This window comes from Citrobacter sp. Cm038, assembly GCF_030333105.1.
GTDB classification, from domain to species: Bacteria; Pseudomonadota; Gammaproteobacteria; order Enterobacterales; family Enterobacteriaceae; genus Citrobacter; species Citrobacter murliniae.
Genome location: NZ_JAOWGO010000025.1, coordinates 140,253 through 161,774, shown reverse-complemented (window position 1 = coordinate 161,774; position 21,522 = coordinate 140,253). Strand labels below are relative to the sequence as shown.

Here is a 21,522-nt window from a genome sequence, read left to right as displayed (position 1 = left end):
AGAGCGCTCATTGTAAACCAGAGTTGCGTGGGCACAAAAAATTAACGTTTTAGCAATAGCTATATAATATAGCCTGTGCTATATCTGTATATAATAAAGACATCCCTCAAGGACTGATGGGATCGTGAAGTCAGGAGGTTCATATGAATGAATTCAAGAGGTGTATACGCGTGTTTAGCCATTCTCCCTTTAAAGTACGGTTGATGCTGATCTCTATGCTGTGCGACATGATTAACAGCAAACCAGAGCAGGAAAAACCTTCAAGTAAATAATGCGGCGTCGCGGTACGCCGCTTCATTTTCCTGCTGTAACGTAGTTACGGTGACAGATTACGCCCCAATAACCCTTCTTTTTGTCCGTTTTGCCACTGCCATCCCAAAACAATTTCTTTGTAGTAGTTGACCTTCTCCTGCGCACACTCTATCTTTTCGCAGCCCTGCGTATATTGCGGCTCGCAGATGCGGACCTCATCCCTCTTCTCGCTCTCTCAGGCAGGCAATGACCCTTTGCGCCAGGGTAAGCACATGGCGTTTTTGCAACAGTGGCATATGAATTTAACCCTCAAAGACTCACTTATTGCTCGTAGCCGGGCTATTAGCCCGTGGACTGGCCTTTATTTCTTACAGTCTCTGCTGATCAACCTTGCACTGGGCTACCCGCTTAGCCTGCTCTATAGCGCCGCTTTTACCTGTATATTGCTGCTACTTTGGCGTTATGCGCCGCGCACGCAGAAAGTGCTGATTGGCAGTTGCTCATTGATTGCGGCGATGTACTTTCCGTTCGGCCAGGCTTACGGCTCGCCAAACTTTAATACCTTGCTGGCGCTGCACTCGACCAACATGGAAGAGTCCACCGAGATCCTGACGATCTTCCCCTGGTACAACTACCTGGTTGGGGTATTTATTTTTGCGCTTGGCGTTATCGCCGTTCGCCGTAAAAAAGAGATGAACAGACCACGCTGGAATAAGCTCGATAGCCTGTGCTTGCTGTTTAGCATCGTGGCGTTCTTTGTTACTCCCGTGCAAAACCTGGCCTGGGGTGGTGTATTTAAACTGAAAGACACTGGCTACCCGGTATTTCGTTTTGCTAAAGACGTCATCGTTAACAACAACGAAGTGCTCGATGAACAGGAGCGGATGGCGAAACTGGCAAGCGTCAAAGATAGCTGGACAGTGACAGGGGTAAAACCCAAATACCATACCTATGTCGTGGTGATTGGTGAGAGCGCCCGACGCGATGCGCTAGGTGCGTTTGGCGGTCACTGGGATAATACCCCATTTGCCAGTAGCGTTAATGGCTATATCTTTGCCGATTACATTGCCGCGAGCGGTTCAACGCAGAAGTCACTTGGCTTAACACTGAATCGGGTGGTCGATAATAAGCCTCAGTTCCAGGACAACTTTGTCACCCTGGCTAACCGCGCTGGCTTCCAGACATGGTGGTTCTCTAATCAGGGGCAGATTGGAGAATATGATACAGCGATAGCAAGCATCGCGAAGCGGGCTGACGAAGTACATTTCCTCAAAAACGGTGACTTCGAAGCCGATAAAAACACCCGTGATGAAGCGCTGTTGAAGATGACCGCTCAGGTATTGGCAACCGAGCGCACCCAGCCACAACTGATTGTGCTGCATTTAATGGGTTCACATCCGCAGGCCTGCGATCGTACACAAGGGAAGTACGAAACATTCGTCCAGTCGAAAGAGACCTCCTGTTATCTGTACACCATGACGCAAACGGATGACCTGCTGCGCCAGCTTTACGATCAGCTACGTAACAGCGGGGATAGCTTCTCGATGGTCTATTTCTCCGATCATGGACTGGCCTTTAAAGAACGTGGAAAAGAGGTGCAGTATCTGGCACATGACGATCAGTTCCAGCAGAACTTCCAGGTTCCTTTTATGGTACTGTCCAGCGATGATAAAGCACATCGGGTGATTAAAGCCCGTCGCTCCGCGAATGATTTCTTGAGTTTCTTCTCTCAGTGGACAGGGATCAGTGCGAAGGAAATTACCAACAGCTACCGTTTTATCTCAGAGAAAAAAGCCGGGCCGGTTTACATCACCAACTTCAAATTGCAGAAGGTAGATTACAACCATCTGGGTACCGACATTTTCGAGACAAAATCACGCTAGCATCCAGAACCGCACGCAAAAAAAATCCGCCCCAAGAGGCGGATTTTTTATATCACCGAAGTGATTAGAAGCGGTAACCAACACCCGCGATCCAGGTACCTACGTCAACGCTACGAATACGGCTCTGCTCGTAAGAGAAGTCCAGAGCAACGTTTTCGATCGGGTTGAACTGCACACCGGCACCGTAAGAGAAACCGTAGTCGCTGGTGGTGTGGTTGTCAGCAGGAGTTGCTGCATCCTGGAATTTACCGTAACCAACACCTACAACACCGTAGATGCTCGCCCAGTCATTCAGACGGTACGCAGGACCAGCAGTGATGCCGTAGTACTGAGTTTTGTTGTAGTCGCCAGAAGCGTCGGTACGATCTTTTTCAGTGTAAGTGAAGGAACCGATTACGCCCAGCGGGCTGTTGTCCTGCTCGTAGCGATACTTCAGGTTAAAACCGTTCATTTTGTTCGCTGCGCCCTGAGCATCGCTCTGAGCGTAACCACCGGTAACGGTAGAAGTAGCAGCTACAGCGGTACCTGCGGAGAAAGCCAGAACAGCGGCCAGTGCTGAAAGACATGCAATTTTTTTCATAACCACCTCAAATGTGCTTCAAGTAAATCCTAAGTTTTAAATATACCAAAAATTGATGGGAAACTCTTTGCGATTAGCGATGTCTAACGAGAATTTTCATGTAACAGAACGTTTCAAAACACCGCTATCTCTTTCAATTAACATCACTTTTCCAACGAATTATGCCATTATTGCGCGCACAACATGGCACATTCATCCAGATGATTCCTAATCACGCAGATTATTAATCCATCATTTTCATGCCATTGTACGGATCTCAGTAATTTTTTTTTCAACGAATACTCAACCAGCTGAGCGTATTTCCATTACACTCGCTCTTTTACTTTTCTATACACAAACTCATCCAGGCCGCAGTCCAACAGAGGCGGCCCGCAGTAGCAGGTGTATTAACATCATTTGACAGGAGAAAGGATGCCGGGGTCGTCACGTAAAGCGCCAGTATGGTTGCCTATTTTGGTTTTGCTTATTGCTATGTCCTCCATTCAAAGCGGAGCATCGCTGGCGAAATCACTGTTCCCCCTTGTCGGCGCGCCTGGTGTTACCGCGCTGCGTCTTGCACTGGGAACGATAATCCTCATCGCATTCTTTAAACCATGGCGTTTACGATTTGCAAAAGAACAGCGTCTTCCTCTGCTGTTTTATGGCCTGTCACTAGGCGGGATGAACTATCTTTTCTACCTGTCAATTCAGACCGTGCCGTTGGGTATTGCCGTGGCACTGGAATTTACCGGACCGCTCGCGGTGGCGCTGTTCTCTTCCCGACGTCCCGTTGATTTTATTTGGGTTGCGCTGGCCGTACTCGGACTCTGGTTCCTGTTGCCGCTGGGCCAGGACGTATCACACGTTGACTTAACCGGTGCTGCGCTTGCTCTGGGTGCTGGCGCCTGCTGGGCTGTCTATATTCTGACTGGGCAGCGGGCCGGCGAAGAACATGGACCTGCAACCGTGGCGGTAGGTTCATTGATAGCAGCACTCATTTTTGTTCCGATTGGCGTGATGCAGGCTGGAGATGCGCTGTGGCACTGGTCAATACTCCCGCTAGGTTTGGCGGTGGCTGTTCTCTCCACGGCCCTTCCCTACTCACTGGAGATGATCGCGTTGACCCGATTACCGACGCGTACCTTTGGTACGTTAATGAGCATGGAACCCGCGCTGGCCGCCGTTTCCGGGATGATTTTCCTTGGAGAAACGCTGACGATGGTACAGACGCTGGCCTTAGGGGCAATCATTGCCGCCTCAATGGGGTCGACACTTACCATCCGCAGAGAGCCACAAATTAAGGAACTAGACGTTAAATAACCTTCCATTATTCTGCATGGTTTGCATAACCATGCAGAATATCCTGCTGTTTATCGCAGTAATTATTATTCTTACACTTAATCCATTCTCATAATCATATTCATCTGCATCAGATGCACGCAAAATAAATATCCGATACTGACACAATAACAATATATCCAAATGATTTTATTGAACATTTTATATTCACCTCGCTCTCCACTATTAAAGTGATAGGTAAGGCCAGAAAAATAAATCCAAAATAAGGTCTATACTTACTCCCGTTGAATGACCTGGGACGTAAATATCAAGAGGATATGAAATTATGACTACCGCAAAACTGGTAAAAACAAAAGCATCCACTCTCCTTTATACCCGCAACGATGTATCCGACAGTGATAAAAAAGCTACTGTGGAGCTGTTGAATCAGCAGGTGATCCAGTTCATCGACCTGTCACTCATCACTAAACAGGCTCACTGGAATATGCGCGGTGCCAATTTTATTGCCGTACATGAAATGCTCGATGGCTTCCGTACTGCGCTAACCGACCACCTTGATACCATGGCTGAGCGCGCCGTACAGCTGGGCGGTGTTGCACTGGGTACAACGCAGGTAATTAACAGCAAAACGTCACTGAAAAGCTATCCGCTGGACATCCACAGCGTTCAGGATCACTTAAAAGAGCTGGCCGAACGTTATGCCGTGGTCGCTAACAGCGTGCGTAAAGCTATTAACGAAGCAAAAGACGAAGATACTGCCGATATCTTTACAGCAGCATCACGCGATCTCGACAAATTCCTGTGGTTTATCGAAGCTAACATCGAATAATAACTGTCATAAGTATTCCCTATAACACCCTCGCTCCCGCGGGGGTTTTGCACTTTTATGGTGCACAACATTGATCGTTCGTCACTTCAAAGTAAAATATTTGTAATAATCACCTCACACAATCGTTAACGAAAGATTGTTTTATCTACAATTTTTACGCTAAATAGTCATACCGTTTGTACTGCACTATTCATGCACCAAATCAGTGCCCCGAAACGGTGCAAATCACCAGCATTGCCTTACTTATTGTGCAGTAAAACGAAAGGCCTCCTTTTTAAAACAATAAGTTGCAAAACTGGCACGATTTTTTCATTACGTTTTAAGCTCTCACAGGGGATCGCCCCGTGGATATAAAAGGAAATGCTATGAAGTCTGTATTTAAAGTTTCACTGGCTGCACTTACCCTGGCTTTTGCGGTGTCATCTCATGCCGCGGATAAGAAACTCGTTGTCGCAACCGACACCGCCTTTGTTCCATTTGAGTTTAAACAAGGTGATAAATACGTTGGTTTTGATGTGGATCTGTGGGCTGCCGTAGCTAAAGAACTGAAGCTGGATTATGAACTGAAACCTATGGATTTCAGCGGCATCATCCCGGCGCTGCAAACCAAAAATATCGATTTGGCTCTGGCTGGTATCACCATCACCGAAGAACGTAAAAAAGCGATCGACTTCTCTGACGGCTACTACAAAAGCGGTCTGTTAGTGATGGTTAAAGCAAACAATAACGACGTGAAAAGCGTGAAAGATCTGGATGGTAAAGTCGTTGCAGTGAAGAGCGGCACCGGTTCAGTGGATTACGCGAAAGCGAACATTAAAACCAAAGATCTGCGTCAGTTCCCGAACATCGATAACGCATATATGGAACTGGGTACAAATCGCGCAGATGCAGTACTGCACGATACACCAAATATTCTTTACTTTATCAAAACCGCGGGTAATGGCCAGTTCAAAGCTGTAGGCGACTCTCTGGAAGCCCAACAGTACGGTATCGCCTTCCCGAAAGGCAGCGACGAACTGCGTGAGAAGGTAAACGGTGCGCTGAAAACACTGCGTGAAAACGGCACCTATAACGAAATCTACAAAAAATGGTTCGGTACTGAACCTAAATAAAACAGCCTGAACATCGGCTCGTCGAGCCCGGTAGCACTTACGCATACCGGGCCTACGTTTTGGCCCCAGGTCGGATAATCCGACACTGCTGGCTGTTTGAATATTTTCACCACGGTAACAGGAACGACATATGCAGTTTGACTGGAGTGCCATCTGGCCCGCCATTCCGCTTTTGATAGAAGGCGCCAAAATGACCCTGTGGATTTCGGTCCTCGGTCTGGCAGGCGGTCTGATCATCGGACTAGCAGCGGGATTTGCGCGTACCTTCGGAGGTTGGATTGCCAACCACGTTGCGCTGGTCTTTATCGAAGTCATCCGCGGTACGCCGATCGTCGTACAGGTGATGTTTATCTACTTCGCCCTGCCAATGGCGTTTAATGACTTGCGTATTGATCCCTTCAGCGCCGCCGTTGTCACCATCATGATTAACTCAGGGGCCTACATCGCGGAAATCACGCGCGGCGCGGTACTCTCAATCCATAAAGGCTTCAGCGAAGCTGGACTGGCGCTTGGCCTCTCACGTACTGAGACCATTCGCCACGTTATTTTACCTCTCGCACTGCGTCGTATGCTGCCACCGTTGGGTAACCAGTGGATCATCAGTATCAAAGATACTTCGCTGTTTATTGTCATTGGCGTCGCTGAACTTACCCGTCAGGGTCAGGAAATCATTGCTGGTAACTTCCGCGCACTGGAAATATGGAGCGCCGTCGCGGTGTTCTATCTGATCATTACGCTGGTGCTGAGCTTCATTCTGCGTCGTCTGGAAAGAAGGATGAAAATCCTGTGATTGAATTTAAAAACGTCTCTAAGCATTTTGGCCCAACCCAGGTGCTGCATAACATTGATCTGAATATTGGTCAGGGTGAAGTGGTAGTGATTATCGGGCCTTCCGGTTCTGGTAAATCCACGCTACTACGCTGCATTAACAAGCTGGAAGAAATCACCTCGGGTGAACTGATCGTCGATGGCCTGAAGGTAAATGACCCGAAGGTAGACGAACGATTGATCCGCCAGGAAGCGGGAATGGTATTCCAGCAGTTCTACCTTTTCCCACACCTGACGGCACTGGAAAACGTCATGTTTGGTCCACTGCGCGTACGTGGAGCGACGAAAGAGCAGGCAGAGAAACAGGCCAAAGAATTATTAGCGAAAGTTGGTCTGGCCGAGCGTGCTCATCACTATCCTTCTGAGCTTTCCGGCGGTCAGCAGCAGCGCGTAGCTATCGCCCGCGCACTGGCGGTGAAGCCGAAAATGATGCTGTTCGATGAGCCGACTTCAGCACTTGACCCGGAACTGCGTCACGAAGTATTGAAGGTCATGCAGGATCTGGCGGAAGAAGGTATGACGATGGTTATTGTGACCCACGAAATCGGCTTTGCCGAAAAAGTGGCCTCTCGTCTGATTTTCATTGATAAGGGCCGTATTGCTGAAGATGGTAATCCGCAAGCTCTGATTGAAAATCCGCCAAGCCAGCGTTTGCAGGAATTTTTACAGCACGTTTCCTGATACAAATACCTCCCTTCCCCGAAGGGAGGTTCTACACCAGAATCCTCTCATTTCAATTTTCTCCCGCACTGACATCTATACTTATCCTTTTGAATTTCTTTTCTCATGGGAGGAGTCATGCGGTGGATCCTGTTCATCTTCTTTTGTCTGCTGAGCGTCCCGGCTCAGGCGGTGACAATACCCGGTGTGACGTCAACAGCGTCCACCAGCCCACAAACAGAACCAGCGCCTGAACCTGACGTTGAACAAAAGAAAGCCGCCTACGGTGCGCTGGCAGACGTTCTGGAGAATGAAGCTTCCCGTCAGGAGTTGATTGGCCAGTTGCGAAAAGTCGCGGCAACGCCTCCTCCCGATCCCGTACCAACTATCGTCCCACCCACACTGACTGAAGAAAAAACGGTTCTGGAAAACGTTACTGATATCAGCCGTCATTACGGTGAAGCTCTCTCCGGCCGCTTTGCTCAGCTTTATCGCAACATCACTGATGCGCCGCATAAAACTTTTAATTCGCAAACGTTCACCAATGCCCTGACCCATTTTTTAATGCTGGCTGTTTCGGTATTCGGATTTTACTGGCTGATACGCCTGTGTGCGTTGCCGTTATATCGAAAAATGGGGCAATGGGCGCGGCGGAAAAACCGCGAACGCAGCAATTGGCTACAACTTCCCGCAATGATCATCGGCGCGTTTATCATTGATTTACTACTGCTGGCGCTCACGCTGTTTATCGGACAGATACTGAGTGACAGAATGAACGCCGGTAGCCGTACCATCGCTTTCCAGCAAAGCTTGTTTCTCAATGCTTTCGCGCTGATTGAGTTTTTCAAGGCTATTCTGCGCCTGATATTTTGCCCGACAGTGGCAGAACTACGCCCCTTCAACATTCAGGATGCGGGCGCACGCTACTGGAATCGGCGTCTGAGTTCATTAAGCAGTCTGATTGGCTATGGACTTATCGTGGCGGTTCCCATCATTTCTAATCAGGTCAATGTGCAGGTCGGCGCCATGGCTAACGTTATCATCATGTTATGTATCACGCTGTGGGCGCTGTATCTGATTTTCAGGAACAAGAAAGAGATAACACAGCATTTGCAGAATCTGGCGGAGCGCTCGCTGGCTTTTTTTAGCCTGTTTATCCGCGCCTTTGCGCTTGTCTGGCACTGGCTGGCCAGTGCTTATTTTATTGTGCTGTTTTTCTTTTCACTGTTTGATCCAGGCAATAGCCTGAAATTTATGATGGGCGCGACGCTACGCAGCCTGGTGATTATCGGTATTGCGGCGTTTGTATCCGGTATGTTCTCCCGCTGGATAGCCAAAACGATTACGCTATCGCCACACACCCAACGCAGCTATCCGGAACTACAAAAACGACTCAATGGCTGGTTGTCGACGGCGTTAAGCGTTGCGCGGATCCTGACCGTCTGCGTTGCGGTAATGCTGCTACTTAATGCCTGGGGTCTATTCGATTTCTGGAACTGGCTGCATTACGGCGCGGGAGAAAAAACGGTTGATATCCTGATCCGCATTGCGCTGATATTATTTTTCTCCGCCATCGGCTGGACGATCCTCGCCAGCCTGATTGAAAACCGACTGGCATCGGATATTCATGGCCGCCCGTTACCCAGCGCACGAACCCGAACTCTGCTCACACTGTTTCGCAACGCGCTGGCGGTGATTATCAGCACTATCACCATTATGATCGTACTGTCAGAAATTGGCGTCAATATCGCTCCGTTACTGGCGGGCGCAGGTGCACTGGGTCTGGCGATTTCTTTCGGCTCACAGACGCTGGTGAAAGACATTATTACCGGGATTTTTATCCAGTTCGAAAACGGTATGAACACCGGTGATTTAGTTACCATCGGTCCGTTAACCGGTACGGTTGAGCGCATGTCTATTCGCTCGGTAGGCGTGCGGCAGGACACCGGGGCGTACCATATCATCCCCTGGTCTTCGATAACGACCTTCGCCAACTTCGTGCGGGGGATTGGGTCAGTAGTCGCCAATTACGACGTTGACCGCCATGAGGATGCTGATAAAGCCAATCAGGCGCTAAAAGATGCAGTCGCCGCTGTGATGGGCATGGAGGATATCCGGGGACTCATCATCGGTGAGCCGTCGTTCGCCGGAATTGTCGGCTTAACGAATACGGCGTTTACGCTACGGGTCTCCTTTACCACACTACCGCTGAAGCAATGGACCGTGCGTTTCGCGCTCGACAGTCAGGTGAAAAAATATTTTGATCTGGCCAATGTTCGCGCGCCGGTGCAGACCTATCAGGTACTGCCTGCACCGGGAAATAGCTCAACGCAGTCCGGTGGGCAACTGCCGCCAACTGAGCCTACGATTTAGCGTTTACGCGTCATAAAACGTCGGCGCTGATCGTTATCCATAAAGGTCCAGGCAATAAAGCGACTCTGCTTTTGCCCCTGGGCCATCTCTTTTTTAACCACTTTCACCGCACCTGCGTCCGTTAACGCATGATACAGCGGTGGCAAATTTTCACCGCGCGATACCAGCGTTGTGAACCACATGACCTGCCGACCAAAGGTCTGGCTTTCAGCGATCATTTTCTTGATGAATGCCACTTCACCGCCTTCACACCACAGCTCCTGCTGCTGTCCGCCAAAGTTCAGCGCATCATCTTTGTCCTGCCCCAGATTGCGGCGTTTGCGCTCGCTTCCTGCACGGGCGGAGGCTGCAGAATCGTGGAATGGCGGATTGCAAAGCGTGGCTTCGTACTGTTCATTTTTATGAATAATACCGGTGAAGATAGCCGACGCATCTTTCTGACGACGCAAACGGATAGCCCGGGTTAACCCAGGGTTAGCGTTGATGATCGCCTGTGCGCTACTAAACGCTTCGTCACTGGTCTCACTACCGGTAAATCGCCAGCCATATTCATGCACGCCGATAAGCGGATAAATACAGTTTGCCCCCACCCCGACATCCAGCACGCTCGCATTGGCAGGAATAGTTCCCGTCGTTTCCCCCAGTAGATCGGCCAGATGATGAATGTAATCCGCGCGCCCCGGCACTGGCGGGCACAGGAAACCTTGCGGAATATCCCAGTTTGCCACAGCATAATAATGTGCCAGCAATGCTTTGTTCAGCGCCTTCACAGCCTGGGGATTCGCGAAATCAACGCTCTGCTCACCACCCGGTGTAAGGGTGAGAAATTGCGTCAGTTCGGGCGTAACCTGGCATAAAGTCGCAAGATCATAACGGCCATTGTGGCGGTTTCGTGGGTGTAATCCCGGTTTCTGGGGGGGCATAGCTTTCTCCTTTTAACAGCGGCGTAAGATACCCGCATAACGCTAAGTGGTAAACACACACAACAGGGAATCTCGAATTAATTAGGGTATAGCGCTGATTAACACAAAATGAGTTGTTCAAAAAATGCGCAGTTCAACATCAATTTTTTGCGTTAATTGTCATGTGATGACGTCCTAAACTTATCAGGTACTACCTGTTGTTTCTCAGAGGATATCATCATGAAAAAATGCCTCACATTACTTGCCGCTACCGTACTCACCGGCATGACATTTGCTTCTTTTGCTGCACAGCCCATCACCAGTCCTGCCACCGGTCCACTACAGGCTTCCGGCACAGTATCCGCTACAGGGGCGTCCAACCTGAGCGATCTTGAAGATAAGTTAGCGGAAAAAGCGAAGGAGCAAGGCGCAAAAGGCTTTGTGGTTAATTCTGCTGGCGGCAAAAACCAGATGTATGGTACAGCAACTATCTATAAGTAACTCACCCTCAGCTCAACTGCATTCGCCCTGAATGCAGTTTTCTTTTTGATGTTCTCACCACTACCCGCACAAAATGTGACCATCATGTTGGAATTTTGAATCCAATGTAAATAAATGTATTTATTTTTGAATTAATGAATGCTAAAAAGCTGCACTGATTAGCAATGCTAATCAAAATCATTATCAATTACATCTTTCATTCCGGCGAGACCTGCAGGGCACAACATCCACAGAGATGTCCCTTCGCATGAGTGAAACCTTCTACTCAAAAAATAATAAGTTACTCATTAATATGGATAAAAATCGCAATTTGCCGTCCAGTAGTTTTCACTCCCTCACCTTTTTTGCCGGGTTGTGCATTAGCCTGACTCCGGTAGCTCAGGCTGTCGCCGCGGGTGATCAAGATAAGAAACAGGAAGATACGCTGGTTGTAGAAGCGGCTAAGCCATCGCTGTATGCCCCTACGCAGTCTGCCGATCCGAAATTTTCTCGTCCGATTGCGGATACCACACGCACCATGACGGTAATTTCTGAGCAGGTTATCAAGGATCAAGGGGCAACAAATCTGACCGATGCGCTGAAAAACGTACCGGGTGTGGGCGCATTTTTCGCCGGTGAAAACGGAAACTCCACCACCGGTGACGCTGTTTATATGCGCGGAGCTGATACGTCAAACAGCATTTATATTGACGGTGTTCGTGATATCGGTAGCGTCACACGCGATACTTTTAACACCGAACAAGTTGAAGTGATTAAGGGCCCTTCCGGTACCGATTATGGTCGCAGCGCACCAACCGGCTCTATCAATATGATCAGCAAACAGCCGCGCACCGACTCTGGAATTGATGCGTCTGCCAGTGTAGGCAGCGCCTGGTTCCGTCGGGGTACGCTTGACATTAACCAGGTCATCGGTGACACCACTGCGGCACGTTTAAATCTGATGGGCGAAAAAACGCACGATGCCGGACGCGATAACATTAAAAACGAGCGCTATGGCGTTGCCCCATCTATCGCCTTTGGGCTAGGCACCGAAAATCGACTTTACCTGAACTATCTGCATGTCACCCAGCACAACACACCAGACGGAGGCATTCCCACAATTGGTCTGCCGGGCTACTCTGCGCCTTCTGCAGGGACTTCCGCCCTGAACCATTCAGGGAAAGTGGATACAAATAATTTCTACGGTACCGACTCAGATTACGACGACTCGACGACCGACACCGCGACTATGCGGTTTGAGCATGATCTGAACGACAGCACAACCATTCGTAACACCACGCGCTGGTCACGTATTAAACAGGATTACCTGATGACTGCGGTAATGGGTGGTGCGTCAAACATTACGCAACCGACCAGCAGCGTCGATACATGGACCTGGTCACGCCTGTCGAATACCAAAGATGTCAGCAATAAGATCCTGACTAACCAGACTAACCTGACCTCAAAATTTTATACCGGCTCTGTCGGGCATGACATCAGCACTGGCGTAGAGTTGACGCGCGAAACACAGACCAACTACGGCCTGGTTCCACTCACGCCTCCACCGGTTAATATTTACCATCCCAACAGCAACGTGAACCTGGGCGGATTGTCCCGCAATGGCGCAAACGCCAACGGTCAGACTGACACCTTCGGCATTTACGCCTTCGACACCCTGCAAATTACCCGTGATATCGAACTGAACGGCGGTATCCGACTGGATAATTATCGTACCGAGTATGACAGCGCGACTGCATGCGGCGCTTCTGGTCGTGGCGCAGTTGCGTGCCCGGCAGGGGTAGCTAAAGGGTCACCAGTCACCACCATTGATACCGCAAAGTCAGATAATCTGGTGAACTGGAAAGCCGGTGCGCTTTATCATCTGACCGATAACGGCAACGTTTACATTAACTACGCCGTTTCTCAGCAACCGCCGGGCGGCAGCAACTTCGCCCTTGCCCAGAGCGGAACAGGTAACAGCGCAAACCGTACCGACTTCAAACCGCAAAAAGCGAAAACCAGCGAGATCGGCACCAAGTGGGAAGTACTGGATAAACGTCTGCTGTTAACCGCAGCGATTTTCCGCACGGATATTGAGAACGAAGTTGAACAGAATGACGACGGGACCTGGTCCCAGTACGGAGAGAAACGTGTTGAAGGGTACGAACTCTCTGTCGCAGGTAATATCACTCCTGCATGGCAGGTGATTGGGGGTTATACCCAGCAGCGTGCTACGGTGCACAACGGTAAAGATGTTGCCCAGGATGGCTCATCCTCGCTGCCGTATACTCCGGAACATGCGTTCACGCTGTGGAGCCAGTATCAGGCCACTGATGATGTTTCCGTAGGCGCAGGCGCACGCTACGTTGGCAGCATGCATCGCGGCTCTGACGGTGCGGTGGGTACACCATCCTATACCGAAGGGTACTGGGTAGCCGACGCCAAGCTGGGTTACCGAGTGAACCGCAATCTCGACTTCCAGTTGAACGTCTACAACCTGTTCGATACCGATTACGTATCCTCAATCAACAAGAGCGGATACCGTTACCATCCAGGTGAACCAAGAACCTTCCTGCTCACCGCCAACATGCATTTCTGATCCATTACGTGGGGCGCAAGCCCCACTCTCAGGAGAGACACTAATGATGTACCACATTCCCGGCATCCTGTCGGCGCAGGATGTAACCTGGTTTCGCGAACAACTGAGCACCACAGGGTGGGTTGATGGCCGCGTAACCACGGGCGCTCAGGGGGCGCAGGTTAAGAATAACCAACAGGTTGATACACGCGACGAACGCTATGCAGCATTGCAACAAGCAGTGCAGAACGCCGTTAACAACAACGCGCTTTTCTTTGCCGCTGCACTGCCAAAAACACTTTCAACTCCGCTGTTCAATCGCTATCAGAACAACGAAACTTACGGTTTTCACGTCGATGGTGCGGTACGCAGTCACCCGGAAAACGGCTGGATGCGTACAGATCTGTCTGCCACCTTATTCTTAAGCGATCCCGACAGTTACGAAGGTGGAGAACTGCTGGTGAATGACACCTACGGTCAACACGCGGTGAAGCTCCCGGCAGGCGATCTGGTTCTCTACCCCTCCAGCAGCCTGCATTGTGTAACGCCGGTCACTCGCGGCATTCGCGTCGCTTCATTTATGTGGATCCAGTCTATGATCCGTGATGATAAAAAACGCGCAATGCTCTTTGAACTGGATAAAAACATCCAGTCCCTGAAGTCACGCCATGGAGAAAACACAGAGATCCTTTCCTTGCTCAATCTCTACCATAACCTGCTGCGTGAATGGTCCGAAATCTGATGCGTCTCCCTGATGGTCGTTTTTCCCCCATAGCATTCGCTATACTTATTTGTATACCGACTATGGGGAGGCATATATGGCATCCGGATGGGCAAATGACGACGCGGTAAACGAACAGATCAACAATACTATTGAAGATGCTGTTGCCCGCGCCCGGGGTGAATTACCCACGGGAGAAAGTCTTTATGAGTGTGAGGAATGTGGTGATCCTATCCCTCAGGCCAGACGTGAGGCCGTTCCTGGCGTGCGCTTATGCATCACCTGCCAGCAGGACAAAGATTCACATAATTCGGCTTTCTCAGGATATAATCGCAGAGGTTCGAAAGACAGCCAGCTACGTTGACCTATCTTTACCGAAAGTTTCAGCGCATACGATTTACTTTACGAGCACGGTTTTTCACACACTGTGTAGCAAAATGTGCCGTCCAGACTTTCTCTGTAAAGTGCAATGGCAAGAACTGTAAATCTCCCCTTCTAATTTATTAATATTCAATAAGTTATTTGTCATTCAATTTATTTGATGGATGCCGTCAATTCTATTCGATTTTCTCTCACATAAAAAAGCGTGATACTTCTCACATCGACAGAACAACGTCTACTTAACAAAACAACTGACTAACAGAACAACCTGCGAGAGATTAATCATGAAAAATATCAAATATGCTGTTGCCGCCATCGCCCTCTCTACCCTGTCATTTGGCGCTTTTGCTGCCGAGCCGGTTACTTCAACCCAGGCACAAAGCATGAATAAAATTGGTGTGGTATCCGCTGATGGTGCCAGTACGCTGGATGGCCTGGAAGCAAAACTGGCTGAAAAAGCTGCTGCCGCAGGCGCTAGTGGTTACAGCATCACGTCCGCTGTCGGCAAAGACAAAATGAGCGGCACCGCGGTTATCTACAAATAACCAACAGAATTTTTGTAGTACCCAATGCTCCAACCCTCATTGACCCTGTTTGTTACCCTTTGTTTGCCCGTCCGTCACTGGACGGGCTTTTTTTTTGCCTACTGTTCTAGTTGTTGACGGAATTCCTGCAACACGGCATCCGACATGCCTATTTGCTGTGCCGCTTCGCAAATAGCCTGCCAGCTTCCGGCGTCAAGCGGGATCCCCTGAGCCAGTCGCTCCTGACGGGTTTTCACCTCCCACTCACCCGGTAACAGAATGGGCGCATCCTCAGCATGCGGCGACGCTTTTACCCATTCAGCAAAGGCCGAAACCTGATTATCGCAGTCCGGTGCGCCAAATAATTCCGGGTTAATAATGATAGTCGTCATGCAGTTAATAATGGCGTCAGCGCTATCCTGTAAACTTTCTTTGTGCGTTGTTTTACCACCAGAAAGTGCACCACCCATGATTTCGCACATTGCTGCCAGCGCATAGCCCTTGTGCTGGGCGAAAGTCAGTAGCGACCCAAGCGGCGAAACCTGCATGACAGCCGGATCGGTGGTCGGTACACCATCAGCATCGATCAGGCATCCCGCTGCAACCGGCTCCCCTTTATGCCATGCCACGCGCGTTTTTCCGAAGGCAATGGCGCTGGTAGCGTAGTCCAGCAGCAGCGGGAAGGCATTTTTACGCGGAAAAACAACGCAGAAGGGGTTGGTGCCAAAACGACTATCACGACCATTAAATGGTGCGACCATCGGAATCCCCACCACATTTACAAAGTGAACAGAGACAAAACCCGCTTCCGCACACTGCTCCGCCCAGTAGCCAATTCGCCCGATATGATGAGAGTTATGTAGCGCCACAGCTGCAATACCGTACTGGCGTGCTTTTTCAATACCCAGCGTGATGGCTTCATGCGCTGCCACCTGACCAAATGCACAATCGCCATCAAGCGTGATCACCGCCCCCGCATCTTTCACCACTTTCGCATGACGGTTGATCTGCAAATGCCCCTGAGAGAACGAGCGGATATAGCTTGGGATCATCCCAATACCGTGAGAGTCATGTCCGGCCAGGTTCGCGGCAATCAGATGATCGGCAACCAGTCGCGCTTCTTGCTCAACGCTTCCCATTTGGCGGAAAACGGCCTGAATAAAAGCGTGCAACGTTGGCACATGGAAGCGATGTCCACTGTTCATTGTTATCTCCTGTTATGTTGCGTGTTTGTTGTGTTTCTTATTTTTCAACAAACTATGCTGCGCCACGATGACCAGGAGATCAATAAACGTGCAGAAATTTCACGTTACAGGAAGGGGGAAGAGCCGACGGGTCAGGCAACGACCCGTCGGAAGAGTCAGATAATCAGAAGCATTGTTCGACGCGGGTAACCCCTTCAGCCAGCGTCCCGACTTCGCCGGTTGCCACCAGGCAGCACGCCATCTGAATTTTCAACGAGGCCGGTATCGGCTCGCTTCCGGCAAGACAACGCTCAATCCAGCGAGCCGTTGTTTCAGGATCTTTTGCCACTGGCAATGGCACCGGCTCGTCCGGCATATCACTCTGCCTGTCCTGCAATACCCGAACGCCGGAATAGTCTATCAAGCTTATCTGTGGGCAGCGCTGAGGGTTAGCATACACTTCACCTTCCGTACCATGCATCAGCAGGCCACGCCCCCCGATATCGCCAAAGAATTTCGCCACCCGCGACACATATTCCGGGTGCGAAACACTGGAAAGGCGCAGCGCAACGTCCTCAGCAAACGGCGTGGCTAATTTCGCCAGCGTATGCGCACTGTTGCGTACGCCCATCCGCCAGCGCATCGCCAGCTGCTTCTCCAGTGGAGGGCATAAGGCACTCACCGGGATAAACACCGGCTCATGTCCATCCAGTTTTGCCTGTGCCTGCCCGGCATGCAGCGTTGGCGCAATGCCCAGCAGTTCAAAAATGGTTTCCGTCAGTACGCGAGTCGGATCCTCACTGACACCGTGTACCACCACCGGGAAGCCCAGCTTATGCAGCAAAATGGCCAGCAGCGGGGTCAGGTTCGCCTGCTTACGCGCACCGTTGTAGGTGGGAATAACAATTGGCATGGGTTTGGCGACAGGCGGTGTCAGACGAATAGTATGGTTTTGCATCGCCTCATAAAAACCGAGCATCTCCGCTTCCCCTTCCCCTTTGATACGCAGCGCAATTAATACGCCGCCCATCTCAAGATCGGGCACGTCGCCATTCAACATGTGGGTATACAGTCCGCGAGCGGTATCCTGGTCCAGGTCACGCGCGTGATTTTTTCCTCGCCCAATCTCTTTAATGATTTTGCGGTAATCCATCGAAAACTCCTTGCCTGTTGCTCACATCGTTAACGCCGCCGACGGCGCGTGGGTTTCGCTTTTTCTTTTGGTTTTACTATAACGTCTGGCACAGCAGGTTGCTCTATAGGAAAAATGGGTAACGCATTCAGTAAACGCTTACCATAGTTTTTGGTCAATAAACGCTTGTCATAAATAACCACTTCACCCCAGCAGCCGTGGCTACGAATGAGTCGCCCGACCTGCTGGATCAAATTGAACGACGCCGCAGGTAAACTCTGCACCTCAAAGGGATAACGATTCAGGCTTTTCAGCCACTCGCCTTCGGTAATCACCACCGGGCTGTCGATAGGTGGAAACGCAATTTTGTGGATATGCACCTGAGTCAGCAACTCGCCTTTCAAATCTAAGCCTTCGGCGAAAGACTGTAAGCCAACCAGCACGCTACGTTCACCGCTTTCCACTCGCTTACGGTGCAGCTCCACCAGACGATAACGCGGTTGATCGCCCTGTACCAGCAACAACAGGCGCAGATCGGTCACATGCTCAAGAAAACGCTGCATCGCGCGCCCGCTGGCAAACAGCACCAGCATGCCCTGATGTTTTTTGCTTTCCAGTTGCTCGCGAAAATAGGCCGCCATTTCCGCTATATGCTGCTCTTCATTATCAATCAATGGCTCATAGCGCATCTGAGGAATAACGATCTTGCCTTGCTCGACATGATTAAACGGTGAATCGAGCGCGACAAACCTGTCTCCTGCTTTTTCTTTCAGGCCGCTCATTTCCTGCAGGCGCGAGAAACTGTTGAGCGAGCGTAAGGTAGCTGAAGTGACAATAATATGCGGTACGCTGCGCCACAGCAGCCGTTCAAGCTGATCGCTGACGCGGATCCCCACGCAGTGGAACCAGACATGGATCTGTCCGTCACGCACATCGCGCGTCACCCATTTAGTCACCGGCGCACCTGATGATTGCGCAAGCGACGCCAGCCGCCACAGTTTGCTTTGCGCTTCAAACATGCCCAGCGCCCGATTCATCTGCAAAATGACCCGGTGCAGACGCACGATATCGTGGCTGCCGGTTTTTTCGCTGAGATCGTTGAGGAACAGTTCCGCCAGACCGCGCAACATTTCCGTCAGCTTCGCCAGACGCTGACAAATTTCCATCACTTCCGCAGGCAACTCGCCCATTGCAAAGCGGTGTTCGGCCTCCTGCGTGGCGGGCAGATACAGATTGAGAATGTTGTTTAATGAAGCGATCAGTTCGTACAGTTCTTCGCAGTGGGCGTTCAGCCGCTCAGGATTAGCCAGCGGTGGCGTGGTTTTCGGACGGAACTGCTCCAGGCAGGTACCGACTAATTTGCTGAACAGATCCAACTGGAGTCGATACCAGGGTGCCGTAATTTCCGCACTCATTTCCAGCGCATCGCGTGCAACATCTGGCAAGTGGTGACCTTCATCAAGAACCAACAACAGGTTTTTCGGTTCCGGTAAAACGGCCTCGCTTTCCATAGCCGCCATCACCAGTGCGTGGTTCGCCACCACCACTTCAGCTTCCTGAATTTCCCGGCGGGCAACAAAAAATGGACATTCACGATAGTAGTGACAGTTACGGTTCAGACAACTGGCTTTATCGGTGCTCAGACGCTGCCAGAGTCCGTCGTCAATGGCGATATCCGTATGGTCGCGAAGCCCGTCCCACTTGTAGCTGTCGAGATCGCCTTTCAGCCTGGCACAGCGCTTTTGTTCTTCCTGGTTATTTGGCGTCAGTTCATCGTCGAGGAACGCCAGCAGATCCTGCTGATTAGGTTCGGTACTGGCTAATGCAGCTAAATTTCGTGGACAGACATAGCGTCCGCGACCAAAGGCAGCGGTAAAACGCAGATCAGGGATAATTTTTCGCAGCAGCGGCAGATCTTTACTGTAGATTTGATCCTGCAACGCAACGTTGGCGGTGCTGACCACCAGCGTTTTTTGTTCTTCACGCGCAATGGCAATACCGGGGATCAGGTACGATAACGTTTTCCCTACGCCAGTCGGTGCTTCAATCGCCAGATGCCGCCCTTCTTCTCCAGTCAGCGTTTTAGCGACATCAGCAATCATCTGCCGCTGTGGTGCACGGGGAATAAAGTCGGGGATCTGTTCCTGAAGCGCCTTATACCAGGCGGCAATTTGCGCTTTTAGCGCAGCAGTTAATGCCATGAGAAAACCTGAAATACTGTATAAACAGCCACTATTGTGGCACATTTCAGGCGCTGGATGTACCTTTTTCCCCCCATACTGGAAAGCGCTTCGCAACTCGGGTTCACTTTGCCGGATGTCGGCTTACGCCTTATCCGGCCTGCATTTATACATATTGCAGGCCGAATAAGCGTATCGGTTAATAGTATCCCAGTAGCTTCCACCACAGCATACCCACGGCAAAAATGATAATCACATTCACCGTCACCACGCAGAGGTTGATTTTGTAAAAGCGCGGTCGTTCAAAATAACCTTGCGCAAAATAGATTGGGCCAGGTCCGCCGCCATACTCCGTATTACCCCACATCAGATTGCTGAAAATACCGAAGCAAATAGCCACCATCATCGGCGGTGCGCCTGCTGCGATCGCGGTGGCCGCAAAAGGTGCGTACAGCGCCGCTACATGTCCGGTCGCGGTTGCAAAGAGATAATGGACGTAAATATAGAGGATCCCCAACATAATAAAGGACTCTATCGCGCCAAATCCCTGAATACCGCTACCCAGTTTGATCGTCATCCATTTAATGAAGCCCAGATCGGCAAGCCCGGTTGCGAGGCTGATAATGACGCTAAACCAGATCACCGTATCCCAGGCCGCATGGTCATTGAGCAGGCTTTTCCAGCTCACGGCGCCCGAGGCGAACAGATAAGCAGCCAATCCCAGTCCGACTGATGTCGCAGACAATCCTGTGATCAAACTGGTGCCCCAGCCAACCAACGCCAGCACAAAGCCGAAAGCGACTTTTTTCTCGTTGCTGCTCATCGCGCCGAGTTCCCCCAGCGCCTGCTTACCCATCGCTTTTGCCTCTGGCGTACGCTTAAGCTCAGGATCCAGCAACTTATAAACCAATAGCGGCATCAGGCAAAAACAAACCATCGCCGGGACCACTGCGGAAACAAACCACCCGCCCCAGGTTATCTCAACGCCTAATGAGGATTTCGCCAGGCTCGCCACCAGCGGATTCGCCGCCATCCCGGTGAGAAATATCGCCCCGGTAATCGGCGTAAACTGAAAGCACACCATGGTTAAGAAATCGCCAATACGTTTGCCCGTTACCCCAGGAGCCGAGCCCAGCACATCATTAATTGAACGCGTGATAGGGAAAATAATCCCCCCGGAACGCGCGGTCACCGACGGCATTGCCGGGGCCATAATCAGATCGGAAACCCCCAGCGAGTAGGCGATACCCAGACTGCTACCGCCAAAAAGCGACAGCATCTTATACGCAATACGTTTCCCCAGACCCGAGGTGACAAACCCCAGAGAAAGGACATAGGCGCAGAAGATGAGCCATACCGTGCCGGAAGCGAACCCGGAAAGCGCTTTCGCCTCTGGCAACGTTTTGGTAAAAATCACCACGCAAAGCGCAATCAACATGACCGCCCCCGAAGGGAGCGGTTGGGTCAAAATGGCGGCAATAGTGGCGGCAAAAATAGCAAACATATGCCAGGCCTGAGGCGTCAGCCCCTCAGGTACGGGATAAAACCAAATGATTCCGCCAATCGCCAGCGGTATCAGGAATGACAGAATGGATTTTCCCGTGACAGAATTCGTTGACATAAAAATATCCTTATTCCGTTAGCC

Annotated in this window: 19 protein-coding genes; 13 read left to right on the top strand and 6 right to left on the bottom strand. The window is 50.6% G+C overall.

All coding sequences use genetic code 11. The features are described from left to right. The first annotated feature begins 143 nt into the window (after positions 1–143). Positions 144–272 carry a manganase accumulation protein MntS gene (gene mntS / locus OGY01_RS20300; RefSeq protein ID WP_045441191.1) on the top strand — a complete coding sequence of 43 codons (129 nt, stop codon included), beginning with the start codon at positions 144–146 and terminating at the stop codon, positions 270–272. Between the two features lie 276 nt (positions 273–548). Beyond that, positions 549–2,135: a phosphoethanolamine transferase gene (locus tag OGY01_RS20295; protein WP_200010665.1), complete on the top strand. Its 1,587-nt coding sequence runs from the start codon at positions 549–551 to the stop codon at positions 2,133–2,135. Between the two features lie 64 nt (positions 2,136–2,199). Here OGY01_RS20295 and ompX read toward each other — a convergent pair whose 3' ends face one another. Next, positions 2,200–2,715, bottom strand: a complete 516-nt coding sequence (gene ompX, locus OGY01_RS20290) for an outer membrane protein OmpX (RefSeq protein WP_048221793.1) — start codon at positions 2,713–2,715, stop codon at positions 2,200–2,202. Between the two features lie 411 nt (positions 2,716–3,126). On the opposite strand from ompX, the gene rhtA reads away from it, so the two are divergent. From rhtA to ybiO, 6 genes are all read left to right on the top strand, one after another. Continuing rightward, positions 3,127–4,014: a threonine/homoserine exporter RhtA gene (gene rhtA, locus OGY01_RS20285; protein WP_045441189.1), complete on the top strand. Its 888-nt coding sequence runs from the start codon at positions 3,127–3,129 to the stop codon at positions 4,012–4,014. A gap of 304 nt (positions 4,015–4,318) precedes the next feature. After that, positions 4,319–4,822, top strand: coding sequence for a DNA starvation/stationary phase protection protein Dps (gene dps / locus OGY01_RS20280; protein ID WP_045441188.1), 504 nt, complete (start codon positions 4,319–4,321; stop codon positions 4,820–4,822). A gap of 365 nt (positions 4,823–5,187) precedes the next feature. Next, entirely contained in the window at positions 5,188–5,934 is a 747-nt protein-coding gene (gene glnH / locus OGY01_RS20275) for a glutamine ABC transporter substrate-binding protein GlnH (protein ID WP_045441187.1), read from the top strand. 130 nt (positions 5,935–6,064) lie between these two features. Next, positions 6,065–6,724, top strand: a complete 660-nt coding sequence (gene glnP, locus OGY01_RS20270) for a glutamine ABC transporter permease GlnP (protein ID WP_003035248.1) — start codon at positions 6,065–6,067, stop codon at positions 6,722–6,724. Beyond that, entirely contained in the window at positions 6,721–7,443 is a 723-nt protein-coding gene (gene glnQ, locus OGY01_RS20265; protein ID WP_045441186.1) for a glutamine ABC transporter ATP-binding protein GlnQ, read from the top strand. Before glnP ends, glnQ begins: the two co-directional genes overlap by 4 nt. A gap of 117 nt (positions 7,444–7,560) precedes the next feature. After that, entirely contained in the window at positions 7,561–9,795 is a 2,235-nt protein-coding gene (gene ybiO, locus OGY01_RS20260; protein ID WP_045441185.1) for a mechanosensitive channel protein, read from the top strand. On the opposite strand, the gene rlmF is transcribed toward ybiO, so the two are convergent. Beyond that, the gene (gene rlmF, locus OGY01_RS20255) at positions 9,792–10,718 is read right to left on the bottom strand and encodes a 23S rRNA (adenine(1618)-N(6))-methyltransferase RlmF (RefSeq protein ID WP_048221794.1); all 927 of its coding nucleotides are present in this window, start codon (positions 10,716–10,718) and stop codon (positions 9,792–9,794) included. The two genes, ybiO and rlmF, sit on opposite strands and share 4 nt — an antisense overlap. A gap of 219 nt (positions 10,719–10,937) precedes the next feature. On the opposite strand from rlmF, the gene mcbA reads away from it, so the two are divergent. The 5 genes from mcbA (at position 10,938) to ybiJ (ending at position 15,402) form a co-directional block, all read left to right on the top strand. Further along, positions 10,938–11,198, top strand: a complete 261-nt coding sequence (gene mcbA, locus OGY01_RS20250) for a DUF1471 family periplasmic protein McbA (RefSeq protein WP_045441183.1) — start codon at positions 10,938–10,940, stop codon at positions 11,196–11,198. A 292-nt stretch (positions 11,199–11,490) separates the two neighbouring features. Continuing rightward, complete coding sequence (locus OGY01_RS20245; RefSeq protein ID WP_225760682.1) at positions 11,491–13,776, top strand: catecholate siderophore receptor Fiu; 2,286 nt, start codon at positions 11,491–11,493, stop codon at positions 13,774–13,776. 43 nt (positions 13,777–13,819) lie between these two features. Continuing rightward, positions 13,820–14,497 carry a PKHD-type hydroxylase YbiX gene (ybiX, locus tag OGY01_RS20240; protein WP_045441182.1) on the top strand — a complete coding sequence of 226 codons (678 nt, stop codon included), beginning with the start codon at positions 13,820–13,822 and terminating at the stop codon, positions 14,495–14,497. Between the two features lie 76 nt (positions 14,498–14,573). Then, complete coding sequence (locus tag OGY01_RS20235; protein ID WP_048221795.1) at positions 14,574–14,840, top strand: DksA/TraR family C4-type zinc finger protein; 267 nt, start codon at positions 14,574–14,576, stop codon at positions 14,838–14,840. A gap of 301 nt (positions 14,841–15,141) precedes the next feature. After that, positions 15,142–15,402 carry a DUF1471 family protein YbiJ gene (gene ybiJ, locus OGY01_RS20230; RefSeq protein WP_045441180.1) on the top strand — a complete coding sequence of 87 codons (261 nt, stop codon included), beginning with the start codon at positions 15,142–15,144 and terminating at the stop codon, positions 15,400–15,402. Positions 15,403–15,500: 98 nt separating this feature from the next. Here ybiJ and OGY01_RS20225 read toward each other — a convergent pair whose 3' ends face one another. The 4 genes from OGY01_RS20225 to OGY01_RS20210 form a co-directional block, all read right to left on the bottom strand. Further along, the gene (locus OGY01_RS20225) at positions 15,501–16,586 is read right to left on the bottom strand and encodes a malate/lactate/ureidoglycolate dehydrogenase (RefSeq protein ID WP_200041974.1); all 1,086 of its coding nucleotides are present in this window, start codon (positions 16,584–16,586) and stop codon (positions 15,501–15,503) included. A 163-nt stretch (positions 16,587–16,749) separates the two neighbouring features. Next, positions 16,750–17,718, bottom strand: a complete 969-nt coding sequence (gene ybiB, locus OGY01_RS20220; RefSeq protein ID WP_045441178.1) for a DNA-binding protein YbiB — start codon at positions 17,716–17,718, stop codon at positions 16,750–16,752. 29 nt (positions 17,719–17,747) lie between these two features. Beyond that, positions 17,748–19,898: an ATP-dependent DNA helicase DinG gene (dinG, locus tag OGY01_RS20215; protein ID WP_200010651.1), complete on the bottom strand. Its 2,151-nt coding sequence runs from the start codon at positions 19,896–19,898 to the stop codon at positions 17,748–17,750. Between the two features lie 178 nt (positions 19,899–20,076). Then, on the bottom strand, positions 20,077–21,498 hold the full coding sequence (locus tag OGY01_RS20210) for a DASS family sodium-coupled anion symporter (RefSeq protein ID WP_048221798.1): 1,422 nt from the start codon (positions 21,496–21,498) through the stop codon (positions 20,077–20,079). Positions 21,499–21,522: the final 24 nt, after the last annotated feature.